Origin of the sequence: Mycolicibacter sp. MU0102 (assembly GCF_963378105.1) — a bacterium.
Classification (GTDB): Bacteria; Actinomycetota; Actinomycetes; order Mycobacteriales; family Mycobacteriaceae; genus Mycobacterium; species Mycobacterium holstebronense.
The window spans coordinates 4,707,560-4,724,052 of record NZ_OY726398.1 but is presented as its reverse complement, the minus strand read 5'-3'; the positions used below and the strand labels follow the sequence as shown (position 1 = coordinate 4,724,052).

Annotated in this window: 14 protein-coding genes; 8 read left to right on the top strand and 6 right to left on the bottom strand. The window is 65.1% G+C overall.

Annotated features, from left to right (window positions below; translation table 11 throughout):
- Window positions 1-36: 36 nt before the first annotated feature.
- On the top strand, window positions 37-2,424 hold the full coding sequence (dnaB, locus tag RCP37_RS21850; RefSeq protein ID WP_308484994.1) for a replicative DNA helicase: 2,388 nt from the start codon (window positions 37-39) through the stop codon (window positions 2,422-2,424).
- A gap of 157 nt (window positions 2,425-2,581) precedes the next feature.
- Here dnaB and RCP37_RS21845 read toward each other — a convergent pair whose 3' ends face one another.
- Complete coding sequence (locus tag RCP37_RS21845) at window positions 2,582-2,950, bottom strand: hypothetical protein (protein WP_308484993.1); 369 nt, start codon at window positions 2,948-2,950, stop codon at window positions 2,582-2,584.
- A gap of 428 nt (window positions 2,951-3,378) precedes the next feature.
- Between RCP37_RS21845 and RCP37_RS21840 the strand changes: the two genes are divergently transcribed.
- From RCP37_RS21840 to RCP37_RS21830, 3 genes are all read left to right on the top strand, one after another.
- The gene (locus tag RCP37_RS21840) at window positions 3,379-4,179 is read left to right on the top strand and encodes a crotonase/enoyl-CoA hydratase family protein (protein WP_308484992.1); all 801 of its coding nucleotides are present in this window, start codon (window positions 3,379-3,381) and stop codon (window positions 4,177-4,179) included.
- Between the two features lie 91 nt (window positions 4,180-4,270).
- A complete protein-coding gene (locus RCP37_RS21835) occupies window positions 4,271-5,200 on the top strand; it encodes an alpha/beta fold hydrolase (RefSeq protein WP_308487203.1) in 930 nt (309 codons plus the stop codon).
- 98 nt (window positions 5,201-5,298) lie between these two features.
- Window positions 5,299-6,687: an oxygenase MpaB family protein gene (locus tag RCP37_RS21830; protein ID WP_308484991.1), complete on the top strand. Its 1,389-nt coding sequence runs from the start codon at window positions 5,299-5,301 to the stop codon at window positions 6,685-6,687.
- Window positions 6,688-6,707: 20 nt separating this feature from the next.
- Here RCP37_RS21830 and RCP37_RS21825 read toward each other — a convergent pair whose 3' ends face one another.
- The 5 genes from RCP37_RS21825 to RCP37_RS21805 all read right to left on the bottom strand — a co-directional run bounded on the left by RCP37_RS21825 (window position 6,708) and on the right by RCP37_RS21805 (window position 11,857).
- Complete coding sequence (locus RCP37_RS21825; RefSeq protein WP_308484990.1) at window positions 6,708-7,094, bottom strand: VOC family protein; 387 nt, start codon at window positions 7,092-7,094, stop codon at window positions 6,708-6,710.
- 84 nt (window positions 7,095-7,178) lie between these two features.
- The gene (locus RCP37_RS21820; RefSeq protein ID WP_308484989.1) at window positions 7,179-8,195 is read right to left on the bottom strand and encodes a CobW family GTP-binding protein; all 1,017 of its coding nucleotides are present in this window, start codon (window positions 8,193-8,195) and stop codon (window positions 7,179-7,181) included.
- A 58-nt stretch (window positions 8,196-8,253) separates the two neighbouring features.
- On the bottom strand, window positions 8,254-9,774 hold the full coding sequence (locus RCP37_RS21815) for a serine hydrolase domain-containing protein (protein ID WP_373693084.1): 1,521 nt from the start codon (window positions 9,772-9,774) through the stop codon (window positions 8,254-8,256).
- A 35-nt stretch (window positions 9,775-9,809) separates the two neighbouring features.
- Window positions 9,810-10,796, bottom strand: coding sequence for a PE-PPE domain-containing protein (locus RCP37_RS21810; RefSeq protein WP_308484988.1), 987 nt, complete (start codon window positions 10,794-10,796; stop codon window positions 9,810-9,812).
- A gap of 59 nt (window positions 10,797-10,855) precedes the next feature.
- Entirely contained in the window at window positions 10,856-11,857 is a 1,002-nt protein-coding gene (locus tag RCP37_RS21805) for a PE-PPE domain-containing protein (RefSeq protein WP_308484987.1), read from the bottom strand.
- A 284-nt stretch (window positions 11,858-12,141) separates the two neighbouring features.
- Between RCP37_RS21805 and RCP37_RS21800 the strand changes: the two genes are divergently transcribed.
- The 4 genes from RCP37_RS21800 to RCP37_RS21785 all read left to right on the top strand — a co-directional run bounded on the left by RCP37_RS21800 (window position 12,142) and on the right by RCP37_RS21785 (window position 16,406).
- Window positions 12,142-13,071 (top strand): ferritin-like domain-containing protein, encoded by a 930-nt coding sequence (locus RCP37_RS21800; protein WP_308484986.1) that lies wholly within the window; start codon window positions 12,142-12,144, stop codon window positions 13,069-13,071.
- Complete coding sequence (locus RCP37_RS21795; RefSeq protein WP_308484985.1) at window positions 13,068-14,609, top strand: flavin-containing monooxygenase; 1,542 nt, start codon at window positions 13,068-13,070, stop codon at window positions 14,607-14,609. Before RCP37_RS21800 ends, RCP37_RS21795 begins: the two co-directional genes overlap by 4 nt.
- Window positions 14,606-15,442, top strand: coding sequence for an SDR family NAD(P)-dependent oxidoreductase (locus tag RCP37_RS21790; protein WP_308484984.1), 837 nt, complete (start codon window positions 14,606-14,608; stop codon window positions 15,440-15,442). The genes RCP37_RS21795 and RCP37_RS21790 overlap by 4 nt, the downstream gene beginning before the upstream one ends.
- Before the next feature lie 94 nt (window positions 15,443-15,536).
- A complete protein-coding gene (locus RCP37_RS21785) occupies window positions 15,537-16,406 on the top strand; it encodes a MerR family transcriptional regulator (RefSeq protein WP_308484983.1) in 870 nt (289 codons plus the stop codon).
- Window positions 16,407-16,493 lie beyond the last annotated feature (87 nt).

Sequence of the window (16,493 nt, the reverse complement as noted above, 5' to 3'; positions counted from 1 at the left end):
AATCATTCGATCGTGCCAGTGGAGGAGGAGGGGCGCATGGCAGTAGTCGACGACCGTGGGCACTCTGAGCTTGAAGAGCCGCCACGCGAGGACGTCGGCCGCCAACCGCCCCAGGACATGGCCGCAGAGCAGTCGGTGCTCGGGGGCATGCTGCTGAGCAAGGACGCCATCGCCGACGTGCTGGAGCGGCTGCGACCGGCGGACTTCTACCGCCCGGTGCACCAGAACATCTACGACTCGATCCTGGACCTCTACGGGCGCGGTGAGCCGGCCGACGCGGTCACCGTGGCCGCCGAGCTCGACCGCCGCGGCCTGCTGCGCCGGGTGGGCGGTGCCCCGTACCTGCACACGCTGATCTCCACGGTCCCCACCGCGGCCAACGCCGGCTACTACGCCACGATCGTCGCCGAGAAAGCCATCCTGCGCCGGCTGGTGGAGGCCGGCACCCGGGTGGTCCAGTACGGCTACGCGGGCGCCGAGGGCGCCGATGTCGCCGAGATCGTGGACCGGGCCCAGGCCGAGATCTACGAGGTCGCCGAGCGGCGGACCTCCGAGGATTTCGTCCCACTCGAAGACCTGCTGCAGCCCACCATGGACGAGATCGACGCAATCGCCTCGCACGGCGGGGTGGCGCGCGGTGTGCCGACCGGCTTCACCGACCTCGACGAGGTGACCAACGGACTGCACCCGGGCCAGATGATCGTGGTGGCGGCGAGGCCGGGTATGGGCAAGGCGCTCTCGCTCAAGACGCTGCTGGCCACCCCGACCGGGTGGACCACCATGGGCGAGGTCGCGGTCGGTGATCTGCTGCTGGGCCCCGACGGCAAGCCCACCCGGGTGGTCGCCGCCACCGAGGTGATGACGGATCGGCCGTGCTACGAGGTCGAGTTCTCCGATGGCACCGTCATCATCGCCGACGCCGAGCACCAGTGGTTGACCGATACGCGGGCATCGCGAAAGTCGGCGCAGGCCGCGGCGGCCGGATACAACCGCTACAAGAATCAGCGCACCTTCGCGGCGATTCGGACCACCGCGGAGATCGCCGCAACGCTGCGCTGCGACACCGCAGACCAACGGCTGAACCACTCGGTCACCAACGCCCAAGCACTTGATCTGCCCGAGCGCGAATTCCTGGTCCCGCCCTACACGCTGGGTGCGTGGCTCGGCGACGGCACCAGCGCGGCGGCACAGATCACCACGGCCGATCCCGAGATCATTATGCGGATCGAGGCGGAGGGGTTCAGCGTCTCCGGGGAGATGCTGCAGGCCGGGCTGCGCACCATCGGTGTGCTGGGTAACAAGCACATCCCGACGGAGTACCTGCGCGGCTCGGAAGCCCAGCGCCGGCAACTGCTGGCGGGACTTCTCGACACCGACGGAACCGTGACGGCCAGCGGTTCGGTGCAATTCTCGGTGACTGACCGCCGGCTGGCCCGCGACGTCGCGGAGCTGGTGGTCAGCCTCGGCTACCGCTGCCAGACCGCCACCAAGCGCGTGCACGGACGTTCTGAGTCAACCAGCACCGCCTACACCTTGAACTTCACCACCGACGACGAGGTTTTCGCGTTGGAGCGCAAGGTGATCGCGCACAAGGAACGCCGAACGGTCAAAGGCACGGCGCGCTCGGGTTCCCGGTTCATCGTGGCCGCCCGCCCGGTGGCCAGCGTGCCGGTGCGCTGCGTCGAGGTGGACAACGACAGCCACATGTATCTAGCCAGCGAAGCCATGGTCCCGACCCACAACTCCACCCTGGGCCTGGACTTCATGCGCTCGTGCTCGATCAAGCACCGGATGTCCAGCGTCATCTTCTCGCTGGAAATGAGCAAGTCCGAGATCGTGATGCGGTTGCTGTCGGCCGAGGCCAAGATCAAACTCGCCGACATGCGCTCGGGCCGGATGAGCGATGACGACTGGACCCGGTTGGCGCGCCGGATGAGCGAAATCAGTGAGGCGCCACTGTATATCGACGACTCGCCCAACCTGACCATGATGGAGATCCGGGCCAAAGCCCGCCGCCTGAAGCAGAAGGCCGACCTGCGGCTGGTGGTCATCGACTACCTGCAGCTGATGACGTCGGGCAAGCGGGTCGAGTCACGCCAGCAGGAAGTCTCCGAATTCTCCCGTAACCTCAAGCTTTTGGCCAAGGAGATCGAGGTTCCAGTGATCGCCATGAGCCAGCTGAACCGTGGTCCCGAGCAGCGCACCGACAAGAAGCCGATGTTGGCCGACCTTCGTGAATCCGGTGCCATTGAGCAGGACGCCGACATGGTGATCCTGCTGCACCGGCCCGATGCGTTCGAGCGTGACGATCCGCGCGGCGGTGAGGCGGACCTGATCTTGGCCAAGCACCGTAACGGCCCGACGAAGACGATTACCGTTGCGCACCAACTGCATTTGTCGCGGTTTACGAATATGGCGCACTGAGAACCTGCAGCTTTGTAGGGTCTCACGCTGCGTGTCATATTCTCAGCGCCGGTGTCATGTCCTTGTCATATGTCTCACGACCGTGTCGTACAGATATGTGCATACGTGAGGACGGTCGGCGTTCCACCAAGGAAGCCCGTTGTTGTGTTGGCGACGACTACGCCTGCTCCAAACTCGGCCGGTAATCAGCCGCCTCGGACTCGGCAGCAAGCAACGCACCCAGCTCCCCCTCCTGCTGGGCGACAAACACACCGATCACTTGCCGGCATACCTCCGGCACGCTCACCCCACGAATATCCGCAATACGTTTCAACCCGACCAGCATTGACGTAGACACGTGAAACTGAACAGCGAACTGACCGCAAGAACCATCCTCAGGCGGCAACCCCGGACCCACCACCACAGGTTCATCAACCCCGTACTGGCCCAACTCAGCACGCCGAGCTCGCTCGACAACCCCACCACGATCGCCGCCACCAACGCCGTCGGCCGGATCCCGGAATTCCTCATGACTGAACAAACCCATTCCGCCTACGCTAGACCCCGCAGAAATTCACGCAGCCTCGCGCGAAGCGCCCGCTTCAATTGCGCGACCCCTCAAGACATGGCGTGATCTCATCACCGTCACGTGACAGGACAAGGGAAGACAACGCGCCTGGCGTAAATGATCTCGATCGCGCCGGTTAGGTCGCCGGCGGGGCACTGCGAAGAAATGACACTAGCTTGAGACAAGGCGCGGTGGCATCACGTGAGATAACCGGTATCGTCGCAGGTCGGGACAACGCCATATGACACGGAGCCTGACACCTACAGCTGTCGAGATGCAGCGAAGATGGACAAACCGTACTTTGTCGTTCGCCAACGTGAAGTGACCCGCGCGCGGCGACGGCCGCCACATCCCTGCCCTACACGCAGGCCTGTCCGGCCCGGGGCCGCTAGCTCTATCCTGTCGCGATGGCACAGGAACGCATCACGGTTGAGGTCATCGCTGGCATCGCATACGTGACGCTGAACCGGGCGGACAAGATGAACAGCCTTGATCTGCCGATGCTGCAAGCACTGGCATCGGTCCCCGATCGGCTGGCCCGTGACCGTTCGGTGCGCGTGGTGATCCTGTGTGGCGACGGCCGGGCCTTCAGCACCGGGCTCGACTTTGCCGGAGCGAAGCTCTCCGGGCTGGCCGGCGTCCGCAACTTCGGCAAGTTGCCCGGTCAGAAGACCAACCTGTTTCAGCAGGCCTGCTGGGCCTGGCGCGAGTTGCCGGTTCCGGTGATCGCCGCGCTGCACGGCCATTGCTATGGAGGAGGCCTGCAGTTGGCCTTGGCTGCCGACTTCCGCATCACGACGCCGGACTGCAAGCTTTCGATCATGGAGGCCAAGTGGGGCCTGATCCCCGACATGACCGGAGCCGTCACCTTGCGCGAGCTGCTTCCCATGGATGTGGCCAAACGCCTGACCATGACGGCAGAGGTGTTCTCGGGTACCGACGCCCTCGGGTACGGGCTGGTGACCTCAGTTGCCGACGAGCCCGTTGCCGCCGCCCAGGAGTTGGCGGCACAACTCGCCGAGCGATCCCCAGATGCGTTGGCGGCGACCAAGAAGCTGTTCCACTCGACGTGGACCTCATCCCCTCGTCGGACATTCTGGACCGAATCGGTATTGCAGCTTCGCCTACTTCGGGGCCGCAATCATCGCTTGGCGCGAAAGGCAGGTCGTGACGGCAGACCCGTCTGGGAACCGCGATCGTTTGGCTGAGCGTCGCCACGAATAGCGGCTACCAGCTGGAACGATGGCCCAGACTGCATCGTCTCGCTAACCTCGATAGGTGCCCGACCCAACGAATCACCTGCAAGTCAGTGCCGAGGACGGCGCTTCTGCGAGCCCCATCGTTCTCGACGTAGAGGGCTCCGGTGTCCAACCGCCGGTCAGCCCGCGGGTGCGTCGGCTGTTCTGGCTACTGGAGCGAGTCGCGCCCGCCATCGGGTCGCGCTGGGCGGTTGAGCTGTGGTGCACCCCACCGGTCCTCGAGTCCAGCCTGCGTATGCCGCCCGGCGTCCCGCCCGGCCAGCCGCTGGAAGCGCACTGGGACGGGCACCGGATCGTCGGCGAGTCCTGGGGCGAAGGGCCGCCGGTCTACCTCGTGCACGGCTGGGGCGGGCGGCGCCCACACCTGGGCATGTTCATCAAACCCCTCGTCGAATCCGGGTACCGGGTTATCGCGTTCGACCTGCCCAGCCATAACGAGTCCGATCCGGGCGTACTGGCACCCGGGCGCACCACCGCGATCGAATGCGCCGAAGCGGTGGCAGCGATGATCCGGACACACGGGCCGGCCCGCGCGGTGGTCGCCCATTCCCTCGGGTGTAACGCGACCGCCTTCGCGGCGTCGTGGGGCGCGACGGTCGGGCGGTTGGTGTTCCTCGCGCCGATGGGCGAGTTCCCGATCTATCTGGATCTGTTCGCCGCCCGCCACAACTTCGGCCGGCGGATACGCGCCGGCCTGCATCGACGACTGGAACGCCGTATCGGCATGCCGCTCGAGGACACCAACATGGTCCGGATCGCCGAGAACACCGACTACCCGCCGCTGCTGCTCATCCACGACCCTGATGACCCCGACACTCCCTATGTGACGAGCGAGAAGGTCGTCGCGTCATGGCCAGGCGCACGCCTGATGACCACGGCGGGCCTGGGCCGGCTGGCGCATTTCCGTATCTTGCGGCATCGGCCTGCGATTCGCGCGGGCGTCGACTTCATCGGGCCCGCATCGGTGTGAAGAACTTGAGGTCGCTGGGGAATCAGGGCTTCACGAGGGTGCCACCGTGCAACAATTACGGCGATTTGTCGCCAATACTCTGAGATTGGGTTGCCCGCGTGACTGTGACAGGTGAGCGTCCGAAGATCCTGCTGGCGGATGTCGATTTCAATCGACGTGATCACCCAGATCGGCCGCTGCGGCCGATCCCACCGGGGCGTGACTACTTCGCCGCCCAGTGGCATCAGATGCGCCAGTTCATGTTTGGGCCGTGGATAGACATCGACAAAGAGGTCGAGCCCAACGACATGACCCGCCTGCGCGACGACTATTTCTGGCAACGCGACGAACACATGATCGGCGCCGTCGACGCGTTTGAGCGTCTCGGACATGAGCGGGGGCGAGCGCTCTTCGAGCAGGCCCTGACGCAGGGCATTGACACTGTTGACGATCCGCCCCAGGAGTTCATTGACCTGTTCGAGCATCTGGATCAACTGCCCGGACAGTTCGACCTGGTCGCCGCCGAACGAGGCCGCATGCTGGCGATGTCCAGCACGTTCGCAGCCACCACGATTATCCGCGGCTGGGCGGTGTACGAGACCGCGATGACCGGCGACATCTCCGCTGCCACGGGGGCCACCGGCCGATTCGCCGACGACGGCCCGCGCCGCTTCATCGAGACGGCCCGCGTCTTCGCCGAGTTCACGTTGCCGGAGATCTTCGACCGGCACTCGGAGGCTTTCCAGGATGTGGTGCGGGTGCGGCTGATGCATGCACTGGCCAGTCGTGGGCTTCGGCGGAAGTGGGGCGACGAGCTGTATCTCAAATACGGAGAACCCATTCCGGTGACGTCGCTGCTGGGATTCGGCAGCGGCATGCTGCTTGGCCGTCTCGTAGACCATGCTTTCGGACGCACGCTGACGCAGGATCAGTTGGAGGATCTCGCCGAATACTCCTCGTTCTCAGGCCGACTGTGGGGTGCGCCCGAGATTTTGCACTCGGCAAGTGGCCTGGAGCTGATCAAGTCGCTGAACTACGTGCTTGCCCGCGGCGGCAACCCCTCCCCGTGGCGAGCCGAGCTCGTCGACGCGGTTGCCGGTCCCGAACACCTGGAGACCCTGATCGGGACCCTGCCGGCCTCGGTCCGGAAGGTGGTATCCCACTACGCCAAACAGATCACGGCGATGGTTGCGTTCGCGCCGGCCGGCGTCGTGTTCGGGTTCGAGCAGATCGATGCCATGTTGGTGGGCACCATCTTTGAGCCGCTGGGCTACAACTTCCGGCGTCGTGTCCAGAATTTCGAGCGGTTCACCAGGCTCAACGTTCGCATCGCGATGCTGGCCGACTGGGTGCCGTGGTCCAATCCGATCCGCGAGAGCCGGAAAAGGACTGGCGCTGTCGCACACGAGCGGATCGCGATGCTGAACAAGATCGCCAAAGATCGCCAGTTGGCGCTCACCTATACCCACCACGACCGGTCGACATCGGGAGAGGGTTTCACCGGCTGAGCGATGCGTGGCTTAGGGTTTTACCCGTAGTCGACGAACGAAATGACGTTGCCGTCTGGATCGCGGATATGCAGATCCGTTCCACCCCAGGGCTTCTGGGTCGGAGGCTGGCAAATGGGTGCACCGCGGCGGGTGAATTCGCCGAAGAGTGCTTGGATGTCCGACACCTCGATCGATCCAAGAATCAACGAGTAGTCGGCCGCAGCCAGTTCCGCGAAGTTTGGCTTGGGAACGTAGCGAAGATGTAGGCAGGCGTCATCACGTGACACCGATCCGTAGAACGGGGGTGTCCCGTGCAGGAAGTCGATGTCAAACCCGAGCGTGTCCCGAAAGAATTCAGCGCTCGCCGGCACGTCTCGGACGAACAGCACCGGAACGAAGGGCTGCATGCGCGCCTCGTTCTCCACAACCTCTCCTGACCGGACCCCGCGACTGGCTCACGGCCTGATGCCGGTCATCGAGAGGTCCATTTCGCAGCGTAGCGGTGCCGGCTAAATGCTGTACTGCCGCAATCGCTGCAACCGTCGCATGCCGGCGGCGGCGACCTTTCCCGGGACCGGGCGCAGCGCCTCTTCCATCCGGGCGCGAACGTCCTCGGTGTCCAGATGCGTGCCGATCGCGACGAGGTGGCTGGCCGCTGTACCCGCCGGGGCGGTCACCACGTGCACGGACGTGCCGACGACGTTGACCAAGTAGTGACGCTTGCCGATCGCGACGGTGCCCTTCATCCGGTAGACGCCCTGCGGTGGCTGCTCGAGCAGGTCGATAAGGGGGCCGGGGTCAACGGCGCCGCCACCGACGACGGTCACCGAGTCCGCATGCGTGTGATTGTGGTGATCGCCGGCGTCGTCGAGAAGCAGCTCCCGAAACGACATCTGCCCGGACTCGCCGCCGTCGCTGATGTCGTAGAGCAACCGGGGATCCACGCGCCCGGCCATCGCCCCCACCACGTGAGCGTGGGGATTGAGTTCGCGCACACGGGCTTCAACCCGAGCAAGAGCCTCTTCGCGGGCGTCCTCAGCGATCCGATCCAGCTTGTTGACCACGACCAGGGAGGCCACGCCGTAGCGCTGCGGCGGGGCCGACTCGGTATCGACCGTGTCGAAGTGCTCCGCCACGTCGATCACGTCGACGACACCGCCGTGGCGTATCCGCTCCACCCCGCTGAACCGAATCACCCGCGATACATCCGCGGGTTCGGCCACCCCGCTTGCCTCGATGATGATCGCGTCGAGCGCGAGCTTCGGGTCGGCCAGCTTCTCCAGCGCCTCGTCCAGCCCGCCCTCATCCGGCAGGTGGCAGATGCACCCACCGGCGATCGACACCGGCTCATCGACCTGGCCCGTGACGAGCCCGGCGTCGACGTTGAGTTCGCCGAAGTCGTTGATAATGACCCCGATTCGCGCGCCGGGGGCCCGCAGCACATGGTTGAGCAGCGTGGTCTTGCCCGCCCCGAGAAACCCCGTCAGCGCGATGACGGGGATAGCGGGAGCGTTGCGATCGGCCACCTGGCCATTATCGCCAGGTGCTCGGGGCCGCCTGTGACCACGGGTGGAAGTTGGCCCGTCAGCTGCCGTACAGGTGCAGCGCCCGGCCGGTCACGGTGGCCACGTCGCCGCTGAGCCCGGCGATGGGCGGACCGCCGCGCTGATGGATCACATTGGCGAGCACGATCACGTAGGTTTCCGACCCGGGGTCGATCCACAGCGTCACTCCGGTGAACCCGGTGTGCCCGAAGCTGCCGATCGGAAAGATCATCCCGCGCGGCCGGGAGTGCGGCGTATCGATATCCCAGCCGAAACCACGGAGATCCTGTCCGCTGATCGCCGGATAGTTCGCCGCGAGCAGGGGATCGGCTCTGTTAGGCGTCGCTGCATTGGCCTGTTGCGCAGCGGCGTTCGCGGCCTCCAGCTGCGCCGGATCGTGCCCGGGTTGCTGGGGTGTCGTCATCAATTCCAGGGTGGATTGCCGCAGCGGAAAGGGACTCGGGCGCCCGGCGAGCCGATCGAGTAGGGCCTGGGCGTACCTGCCGATATCGGCGGCGGTCGAGAACACTCCGGCGCTGCCGGCCACCCCGCCCATGCGGCGTGCGGTCGGGTCGTTGACTGTGCCGCGCAGCAGTTGATCGAAGTCGGGGTTGATCTCGGGGGTGTCTTCGTCATGCGCCGTTGGCGCGATGCGGGCCAACAGGTCGGTGCTCCAGCTGCCTACCGGGCACTCGTCGCGCTGCGATGCCCTCGGGTCCAATGCAATGGCGGTACCGCGGATCTGGTGGGGGCCACAGGCTTTGGTGGCGGGCAGGTAGCGGGTGTCGGTCATGCCCAGTGGCGCAAAGACGTTGTCCTGCACGTAGGTGTCCAACGGTTGGCCGGTCATCGTCTCGACCAGCACGCCCAGGATGATGAAACCGATGTCCGAGTAGTGGAAGAGCTCGCCGGGGCTGAACTCCAGCGGTGCGGTCAGTGCCCGATGAACACCACCGGCCTTGTCCGCCTCGGTCAGGCCCCACGGCCCCTGGTGGCTCAAATCGCCCCCGATGCCCGAGGTGTGGGTGAGCAGCATGCGCAACGTCACCTGGGCGCGTCGGGGGTCGTTGGTCTCGTTGAACTCCGGCAGGTAGGTCTGGACGGGTTCGTCGATTCCGACCCGGCCCTGTTCGTACAACTGCAGGACCGCGACGGTCGTGGCGAGACATTTCGTCAACGACGCGATGTCGAAGATCGTGTCCTCGGTCATCGGCTCGGCCGGTGCGGGCGAGCCGTCGAGAGCGGGTTCGTCTGCGAGCCTGCGCGCGCCGAAAGCCTGGCTGAAGGCGATCGTGCCGGCGTGCCCGACCCGGACGACCGCACCCGGCAGCCGGGGAACCGCGATCGCATCGTTCATCAGCGCAGAGATCGGCGCGACCAGCTCCTCGCGAGGTAGGTAGGGCGCATCCGCGCGAGGTATGACGGGCGTCGTGGCGGACGGGGCGCTGGCCGGCGGCGGGGGCGGATGCCCCGGGTGGGTGCATGACGGGACCGCACCGAGTACGAGCGCGACACCTCCCACGGCGCAGGCCCGCCTGACGCGCGATCGCGACACTGTCACAGCATCGACGGTAGCCAGCTGCAAGGAGGGCGGCGCTATGCCTCCGCCGGGAACCAGAAGTCGAGAGTGTCCTCGACGCCGCCCCAGTCGATGCCCAGCCAGTCACCGAAGAAGTCCTCGATGTTGCCGAAGGCGCTGTAGAAGGACGCCACCAGCGAGTAGAACAGGCCCTCCCACCAGCCGCTGTCGATCAGGCCGTGGGGCCAGGCGTTGAGCCAGGCGCCGAACTGGTCGAAGTCGCCGGAGATGTTGATGTCGGTGAGCATGCCGTCGATGGTCGCTGCGTGGTTGGCCACCTGATCGGGCGTGAGCCCCAGGTACATCATGTGCTCGTAGAGGATCCCCAACGCGGAGGTGGACGTGTGGTCGGCGACCGGGTCGCCGGGGATCGTGTACACGGTTGTGGTGAACGCGTTGGTCGGGGTGTGCAGACCGGACAACAGACCGATGTCGAAGAAGTCGCCGGAGGAGGAGCCGCCGCCTCCTATTCCCTGTAAGTCATCGCCGGCATCCAGCGGGTTGCCGATGAACACGAAGTGCAGCAGCGACGGGTCAATGCCCTCGTGGGCCAGCTGGGCCATCGCGATCGAACCGGCCGTGGCGCCCTGCGACCAGCCGAATACCCACAGTGGGTGCTCGGCGTCGTAGGCGTCCGGGTTGGCGGCCAGCTGGGCGTGCACCTCCCGCACGATCTCGGCCGCCCCGACGAAGCTGCTGTGGCCCTGCTGAACCAGTGCGGGGGTGGACAGCAGTAGCAGCGGCGCGTCGCATCCCGCGGAGCCGACCACGCATGCGGTCGCGTCGTCGTCGAGGTCGAAGCCCAGCGGCCGCAGGAAGAGATCCGCCGCGGTCTGAGCGAATGTCGCCGACGGTGTCGACAGGATCGTGGGACCGACGAAGATCGCGGTGTCGGCCAGCAGGCTCACGTCGACATGCGTGGCGTGCACCACCGGGGCGGACAACACACCGCCCGCCACCGTGCTCGCAACCGCGATCGGCGCCAAGGCCTTGGTCAGCGTCATGGGGCGCCCTTTCGTCACTGGCGTGCCACCTTTCCAAATCATTTGCGAAGCGGGATGTTTCAGACCGTCGGGAACCAGTAGTCCAGGGTTTCCTCGAACCCGCCCCAGTCCAGACCCATCCAGTCGCCGAAGAAATCCTCGAGCTTGCCGAAGGCGCTGTAGACGAACGCCACGGCGGAGTAGAACAGGCCGTCCCACCAGCTGCTGTCGGCCAGCCCGTGACCCCACGCGTTGAGCCAGGCGCCGAACTGGTCGAAGTCAGTAGAGATGTTGATGGTGGTGAGCAGGTCGTCGGTGGTGGCGGAGTGGTTGGCCACCTGATCGGGGGTAAGCCCCAGATACATCATGTGCTCGTAGAAATCGCCGTACGGTGACGTGGAGGTGTAGTCGGCGTTGGGGTCACCGGGGATCGTGTAGATCGTGGTCGGGAAGGCGTCGTTCGGGGTCTCCTTGCCGTACAGCATCCAGCTGTCGGAGAAGTTGCTGTGCGCCGAGCCGTCGTCCTCCATATGCGGATACTTGCCATCCGGGGCGGTCGGGTCGCCGATGAACACGAAGTGCAGCAGTTCGGGGTCGACGCCGTCGTGGGCCAACTGCGCCATCGCGATCGAGCCGGCCGTGGCGCCCTGCGAGTAGCCGAAAATCCACAACGGGTGCTCGGCGTCGTAGGCGCCCGGATTGGCGGCGAGCTCGGCCTGCACCGTCCGCACGATCTCGGCCGCACCGGCGAAACTGCTGTGGCCGACCTGGATCAGACCCGGGGTGGCCAATAGCTGCAGCGGCGCGTCACACGCGGCAGACCCGATCAGACACGAGGCCGGGTCGTCGCCACCGTCAAAACCCAACGGCCGCAGGAAGAGATCGGCAGCGGTCCGGGCGAATGTGGCAGAGGGCGTCGACAGGATCGTCGGGCCGACGAAGATCGCGGTATCGGCCAGCAGGTCCACCTCAACGTGCAAGTCGACGTTGGCATGCGCGGCGTGCACCACCGGTGCGGCGAGCACACCGCCTGCCACGATGCCGGCAACCACGATCGGTGCGCAGAGCATGGACGACGCCACTGGGCTTGCCGCCTTCCGAATCATGCGCGCGACGAAGTTCGATGGGGAGAACTAAGAATCGCGCGAGGAGATCCAAAGTTAAACCTGAGGGCGATCATGGCAGGGGCCTCCGGCCCTAGTCAATGGATGCTAGCCGCTCCGCTGTCGTTGACAGTGACAACTGGCATGGTCCCATTGACAAATGGTCCATTCGGCGCAGACACTTACGGCGATGCCGCGCCGGCTGCCCTGGACGCACGCCGCAAGCAGCGAACTTCCTTCAACAAAAAGACAGGACGAAGGCGATGACGACGCTGGATCTGGAAAAAACCCTGGAAAAGATCAAGAGCCGACAGTGGATGCTGCAGGACATCGACTGGGACGCCCCCGGCGCGGAGTTGGTCACCGAGGACCAGAAGCCGAAGCTGAAGATCTTCATGGCCGACTTGATGTGGATCGAGCACCTCGGCGCCCGCGCCTTCGCCGGTATGGCCGAGAACGCCCCCAATGACACCCTGCGAGAGATCTACAAGTACTTCCACGCCGAAGAGCAGAAGCACGCCAACGCCGAACTGGCCCTGATGAGGCGGTGGGGCCTGCTGGACGGCGACGAAGTTCCGCTGCCGAAAGCCCAGATCGCCTACGCGCTGGACATGGTGGACAAGACCGCTGACCGCATGCCCTTCGAATACCACGCGACGTCCATCCCGATGCTCGAGGTGGCCCTCGACGGGGCATTGCTGAAGTTTCTGACCGACGAGATCAAAGATCCGCTCCTGCACGTGGTGCTCAACAAAGTCAACGCCGACGAATCACGGCATTTGGCCGTGGGCTTCCACGTGATGGGGATGCTGTCGGCAGCGCCCGCCCGCCGAATGCTGTATGTGCTGTTCAAGGGACTGAGCGCCTTGGGCGTGGTGCGCCTGCAGCACCTGCTCGGTGTGCTGCCGCTGCTGGCGTCGATGCGTGAAGAACTCTTCGACCTGGGCATGGATGGATCTCGGCTGTCGGCGTCCATGGAGCGCTATCGCAAAGCGAGCGTCCGGGATCCGCGTCTGAACAACAACATCATGTACAAGGCTGTCCGCGCCGCGTCGTTTCTCACCATGGAGCGCAACCCCGTCCTGGCGCGCGTCGAGCGGGCACTGATCAAGATGGGCGATCGGATTCCGCCCGAGCGGCGCCCGTCGCCCCCGAGCTGGTCGGACGAGCTGACCTGGAAGGCGGCGATATGACCACGCCGGCTCCACGGGACACAACGGTCACCACGGCCGTCATCGGCGCCGGATTCGCCGGCCTGGGCGCGGCAATTCGCTTGCTGGACCAGGGAATCGATGACTTCATCGTGTTGGAGCGGGCCTCCGAGGTGGGCGGCACGTGGCGAGACAACACCTATCCGGGCGTGGCGTGCGATGTGCCATCACTGTTGTACTCCTACTCATTCGAGCCGAACCCGCTGTGGAGTCAGACGTATGCCAGCGGCGCGGAGATCCAGCAGTACATCGTCGATATCGTCGACAGGCGCGGTCTGCGCAAGCACATCGAGTTCAACCAGGATGTCTGCGCCGTGTCGTGGGATGACAGCCGCCACGAGTGGCTGATCCGCACCGCGACCGATGAATTCCGGGCTCGTACAGTTATCGCCTCCTATGGGCCGCTGGCCCAATGGTCGTTGCCCAACATCGATGGGATCGACTCCTTCGATGGCCAGGTGGTTCACACCGCGCGGTGGGATCACGAGCTCGACTTCAGCGACAAGACGGTGGCCGTCATTGGGACGGGATCGACTGCTGTGCAGGTCATTCCAGAACTGGTCAGGAAAGCCAAGAGGGTCCGGGTCTTCCAGCGCACGCCCGGCTGGGTATACCCCCGCGCCAACCGGGCAACTCCGTCGTGGGTTCGCCGGCTCTACGCGCAAGTCCCGGTCACGCAGCGAGCCGCCCGCTCCGCCTTGCTGGGCGTGTCCGAGGCCGGGGCGCTGGCGGTTGTGTGGAACACCGCATTGACCTCGGCGGTGGCCTTCGCCGGGAGGCGGTACCTGGCAAACCAAGTGCAGGATCGGTGGCTGCGCCGTCGTCTCACCCCGAATTTCCGGCCCGGCTGCAAACGCATGCTCGTCTCCGACGAGTACTACAGGGCGCTGCAGGCGCCTAACTGTGAACTCATCTCGTGGCCGATCGCACGGATCGGTGCGACCGGGGTGATGACGTGTGAGGGAATCGAGCACAAGGCAGATGTCATCGTCTGCGCGACCGGCTATGAAGCGACCAAGACGGCTCCGCCGATTCAGATCACTGGGCACAACGGCAGCTCCCTCAACGAGGAGTGGGCCGGCGGTGCCTTCGCCTACAAGAGTGTCAGTGTCGCCGGATATCCGAACCTGTTCTTCACGTTCGGACCGAATTCCGGCCCGGGCCATACTTCAGCGCTGGTCTACATGGAAGCCCAGATCGACTATGCGGTGCGGATGATCGCCCTGCTGACGGCGCGCGGGCTCACTTCCATCGATGTCTGTGCGGAAGCCCAGCAGACCTACAACCAGTGGCTCCAGCGTCGCTTGGAAAAGACCACCTGGAACTCCGGAGGCTGTAGCAGTTGGTATCTCACCGAGGACGGCTTCAACGCCACCATGTTCCCCGGGTTCGCCACGACGTTCCGCCGCCTGCTCGACGACCTCGAATTGCAGGACTATGTGGCCACCGGCGACCCCACGGCACTGGTGGGGGCACGCTCTGGGGTCCCGACCGCCTCGGAAAGGACGCGAATCGGATGATCGCCTGGGGCTCGACCGCGAAGATCTCACATTCGGCCTGTGCGGTCATCACCGGCGCGGGCAGCGGCATCGGGCGGTCATTTGCCCTGGAGCTGGCGCGCCGCAACTCAATGGTCGTCTGCTCCGACAAGTCCGCGGATCGCGCCGAGGAGACCGCCGAACTGGTGAAAGCCCTCGGCGGCAACGCATTCCCGACTGTCTGCGACGTCTCCCAGCGAGAGGATGTTGAGAAGCTGGCGGTGACGGCAGAGCAGAAGTTCGGTGCTTCACCCACTCTGGTGGTCAACAATGCCGGCGTCGGGGCAGGCGGCCACCAGATCGGCGAGATCGGATTCGACGAGTGGTATTGGGTGTTGGGCATCAATCTCCTTGGTGTAGTGCACGGTTGTGAGGTCTTTGCGCCGCGACTCCGGCCGCAGAAGCGCGCCGGCATAATCAACATCGCGTCCGCGGCGGCCTACTCCGCGGCGCCGTTGATGGCGGCCTACAGCGCCAGCAAGGCCGCGGTGCTCTCGGTGTCGGAGACCCTTCGTTCCGAGATGATCGGTACCGGGGTCCACGTCACCGTGGTGTGTCCCACCTTCGTCAAGACCAACGTCGCCCGCGACGGGCGCATCGCGGGCAAGCCCGCTGATTATGCGGCCAACATGATCGAGCAACGGGGGACTGATCCGGAAGTCATCGCACGCAAAGCGCTCGATGCCAACGACGCCGGCCGGCTCTACGTCATGCCGCAACCCGATGCCTGGCTGGGCTGGCGGATCAAGCGTATGGCTCCGGCGCTGACCACCCGCGCAATGGGCTTTGCCCAAAACGTGATGGACCCGCAATGAAGTGACGCGATGCCGTGCTCGTCCGCGCGCGTATGCAGTCTCGTGCCTGCGGGTGCGCCGGTAAAATGTGACGCCGACGGTGCCAGCATGAACTGTGCCTGTCTTGTTCAGAGAGTTCGACGCGACAGAGGATGCGGAGTTGGCTGAATATCGCCTTGACGAGTTGGCGCAGCTAACCGGAGTGTCGTCGCGCAACATTCGGGCGTATCAAGGTCGCGGACTTCTTCCCCCTCCTCACCGCGAAGGGCGCGTGGCGGTTTACGACGAAAACCATCTCTTCCAACTGCGAATGATCGCCGAGCTGTTGGAGAAGGGCTACGCCCTCACCCATATCCAAACCTTTCTGGAAGGCCTGGCGAATCGCCACGATCTTGTCGACATCTTGGGGCTTCAGGAATTGGTAGACAGCACCGGTCTACAGCAAGCGGTGACTGCGCCCTGGTACTCGGTGCCAGCCGCGGCCAAGGCGGTGCCGGAAACCCCACAGCCGCTGCTCGTGGACCCCGCGAGCCAGCTTGCGCGGGAGCTCGTTGCCTACGGAATCGCGCGCGAGGCGGACGGTGGCCTCGTCATCGTGGACCCCGAGATCGCGGCGATAGTCGCCGCCGCCAAAGACCAGCACTTCTATCTCCGTGTCCTTGTCGCCGTTCGCAAAACCACCGTCGACACGGTCGAGCAGTTGGCCAAAGAGATAGTCGACGAACTCAGCGGCAAGCTGATCGAGCACTACGGCGAGGGCTGGATAGCGCCGGCCGACCAGCACTCCGAAGTAGCAGCGTCCATCGCCGACGTGCGCGAATTGGGCGCTCTTGCGGTCAATAAGGCGCTCGCCGATGCGCTGACGGACCATTCGGTCCACGCGGTCACCCAATACCTCGAAAAGATGATGGCCACGAGTCACGGCCTCACCGGCGAGGAGTTGATATCGGCCATCAGGCCGACCGACGAAGAACCCGCTCCCTAAGTACGCACGTCGCCAGCGAAGGCAATTCCAGCGGGGCGCTCCCATTGACGCACCCTCGGCAGGGCTGCCACTATTGGTTCTTCATGT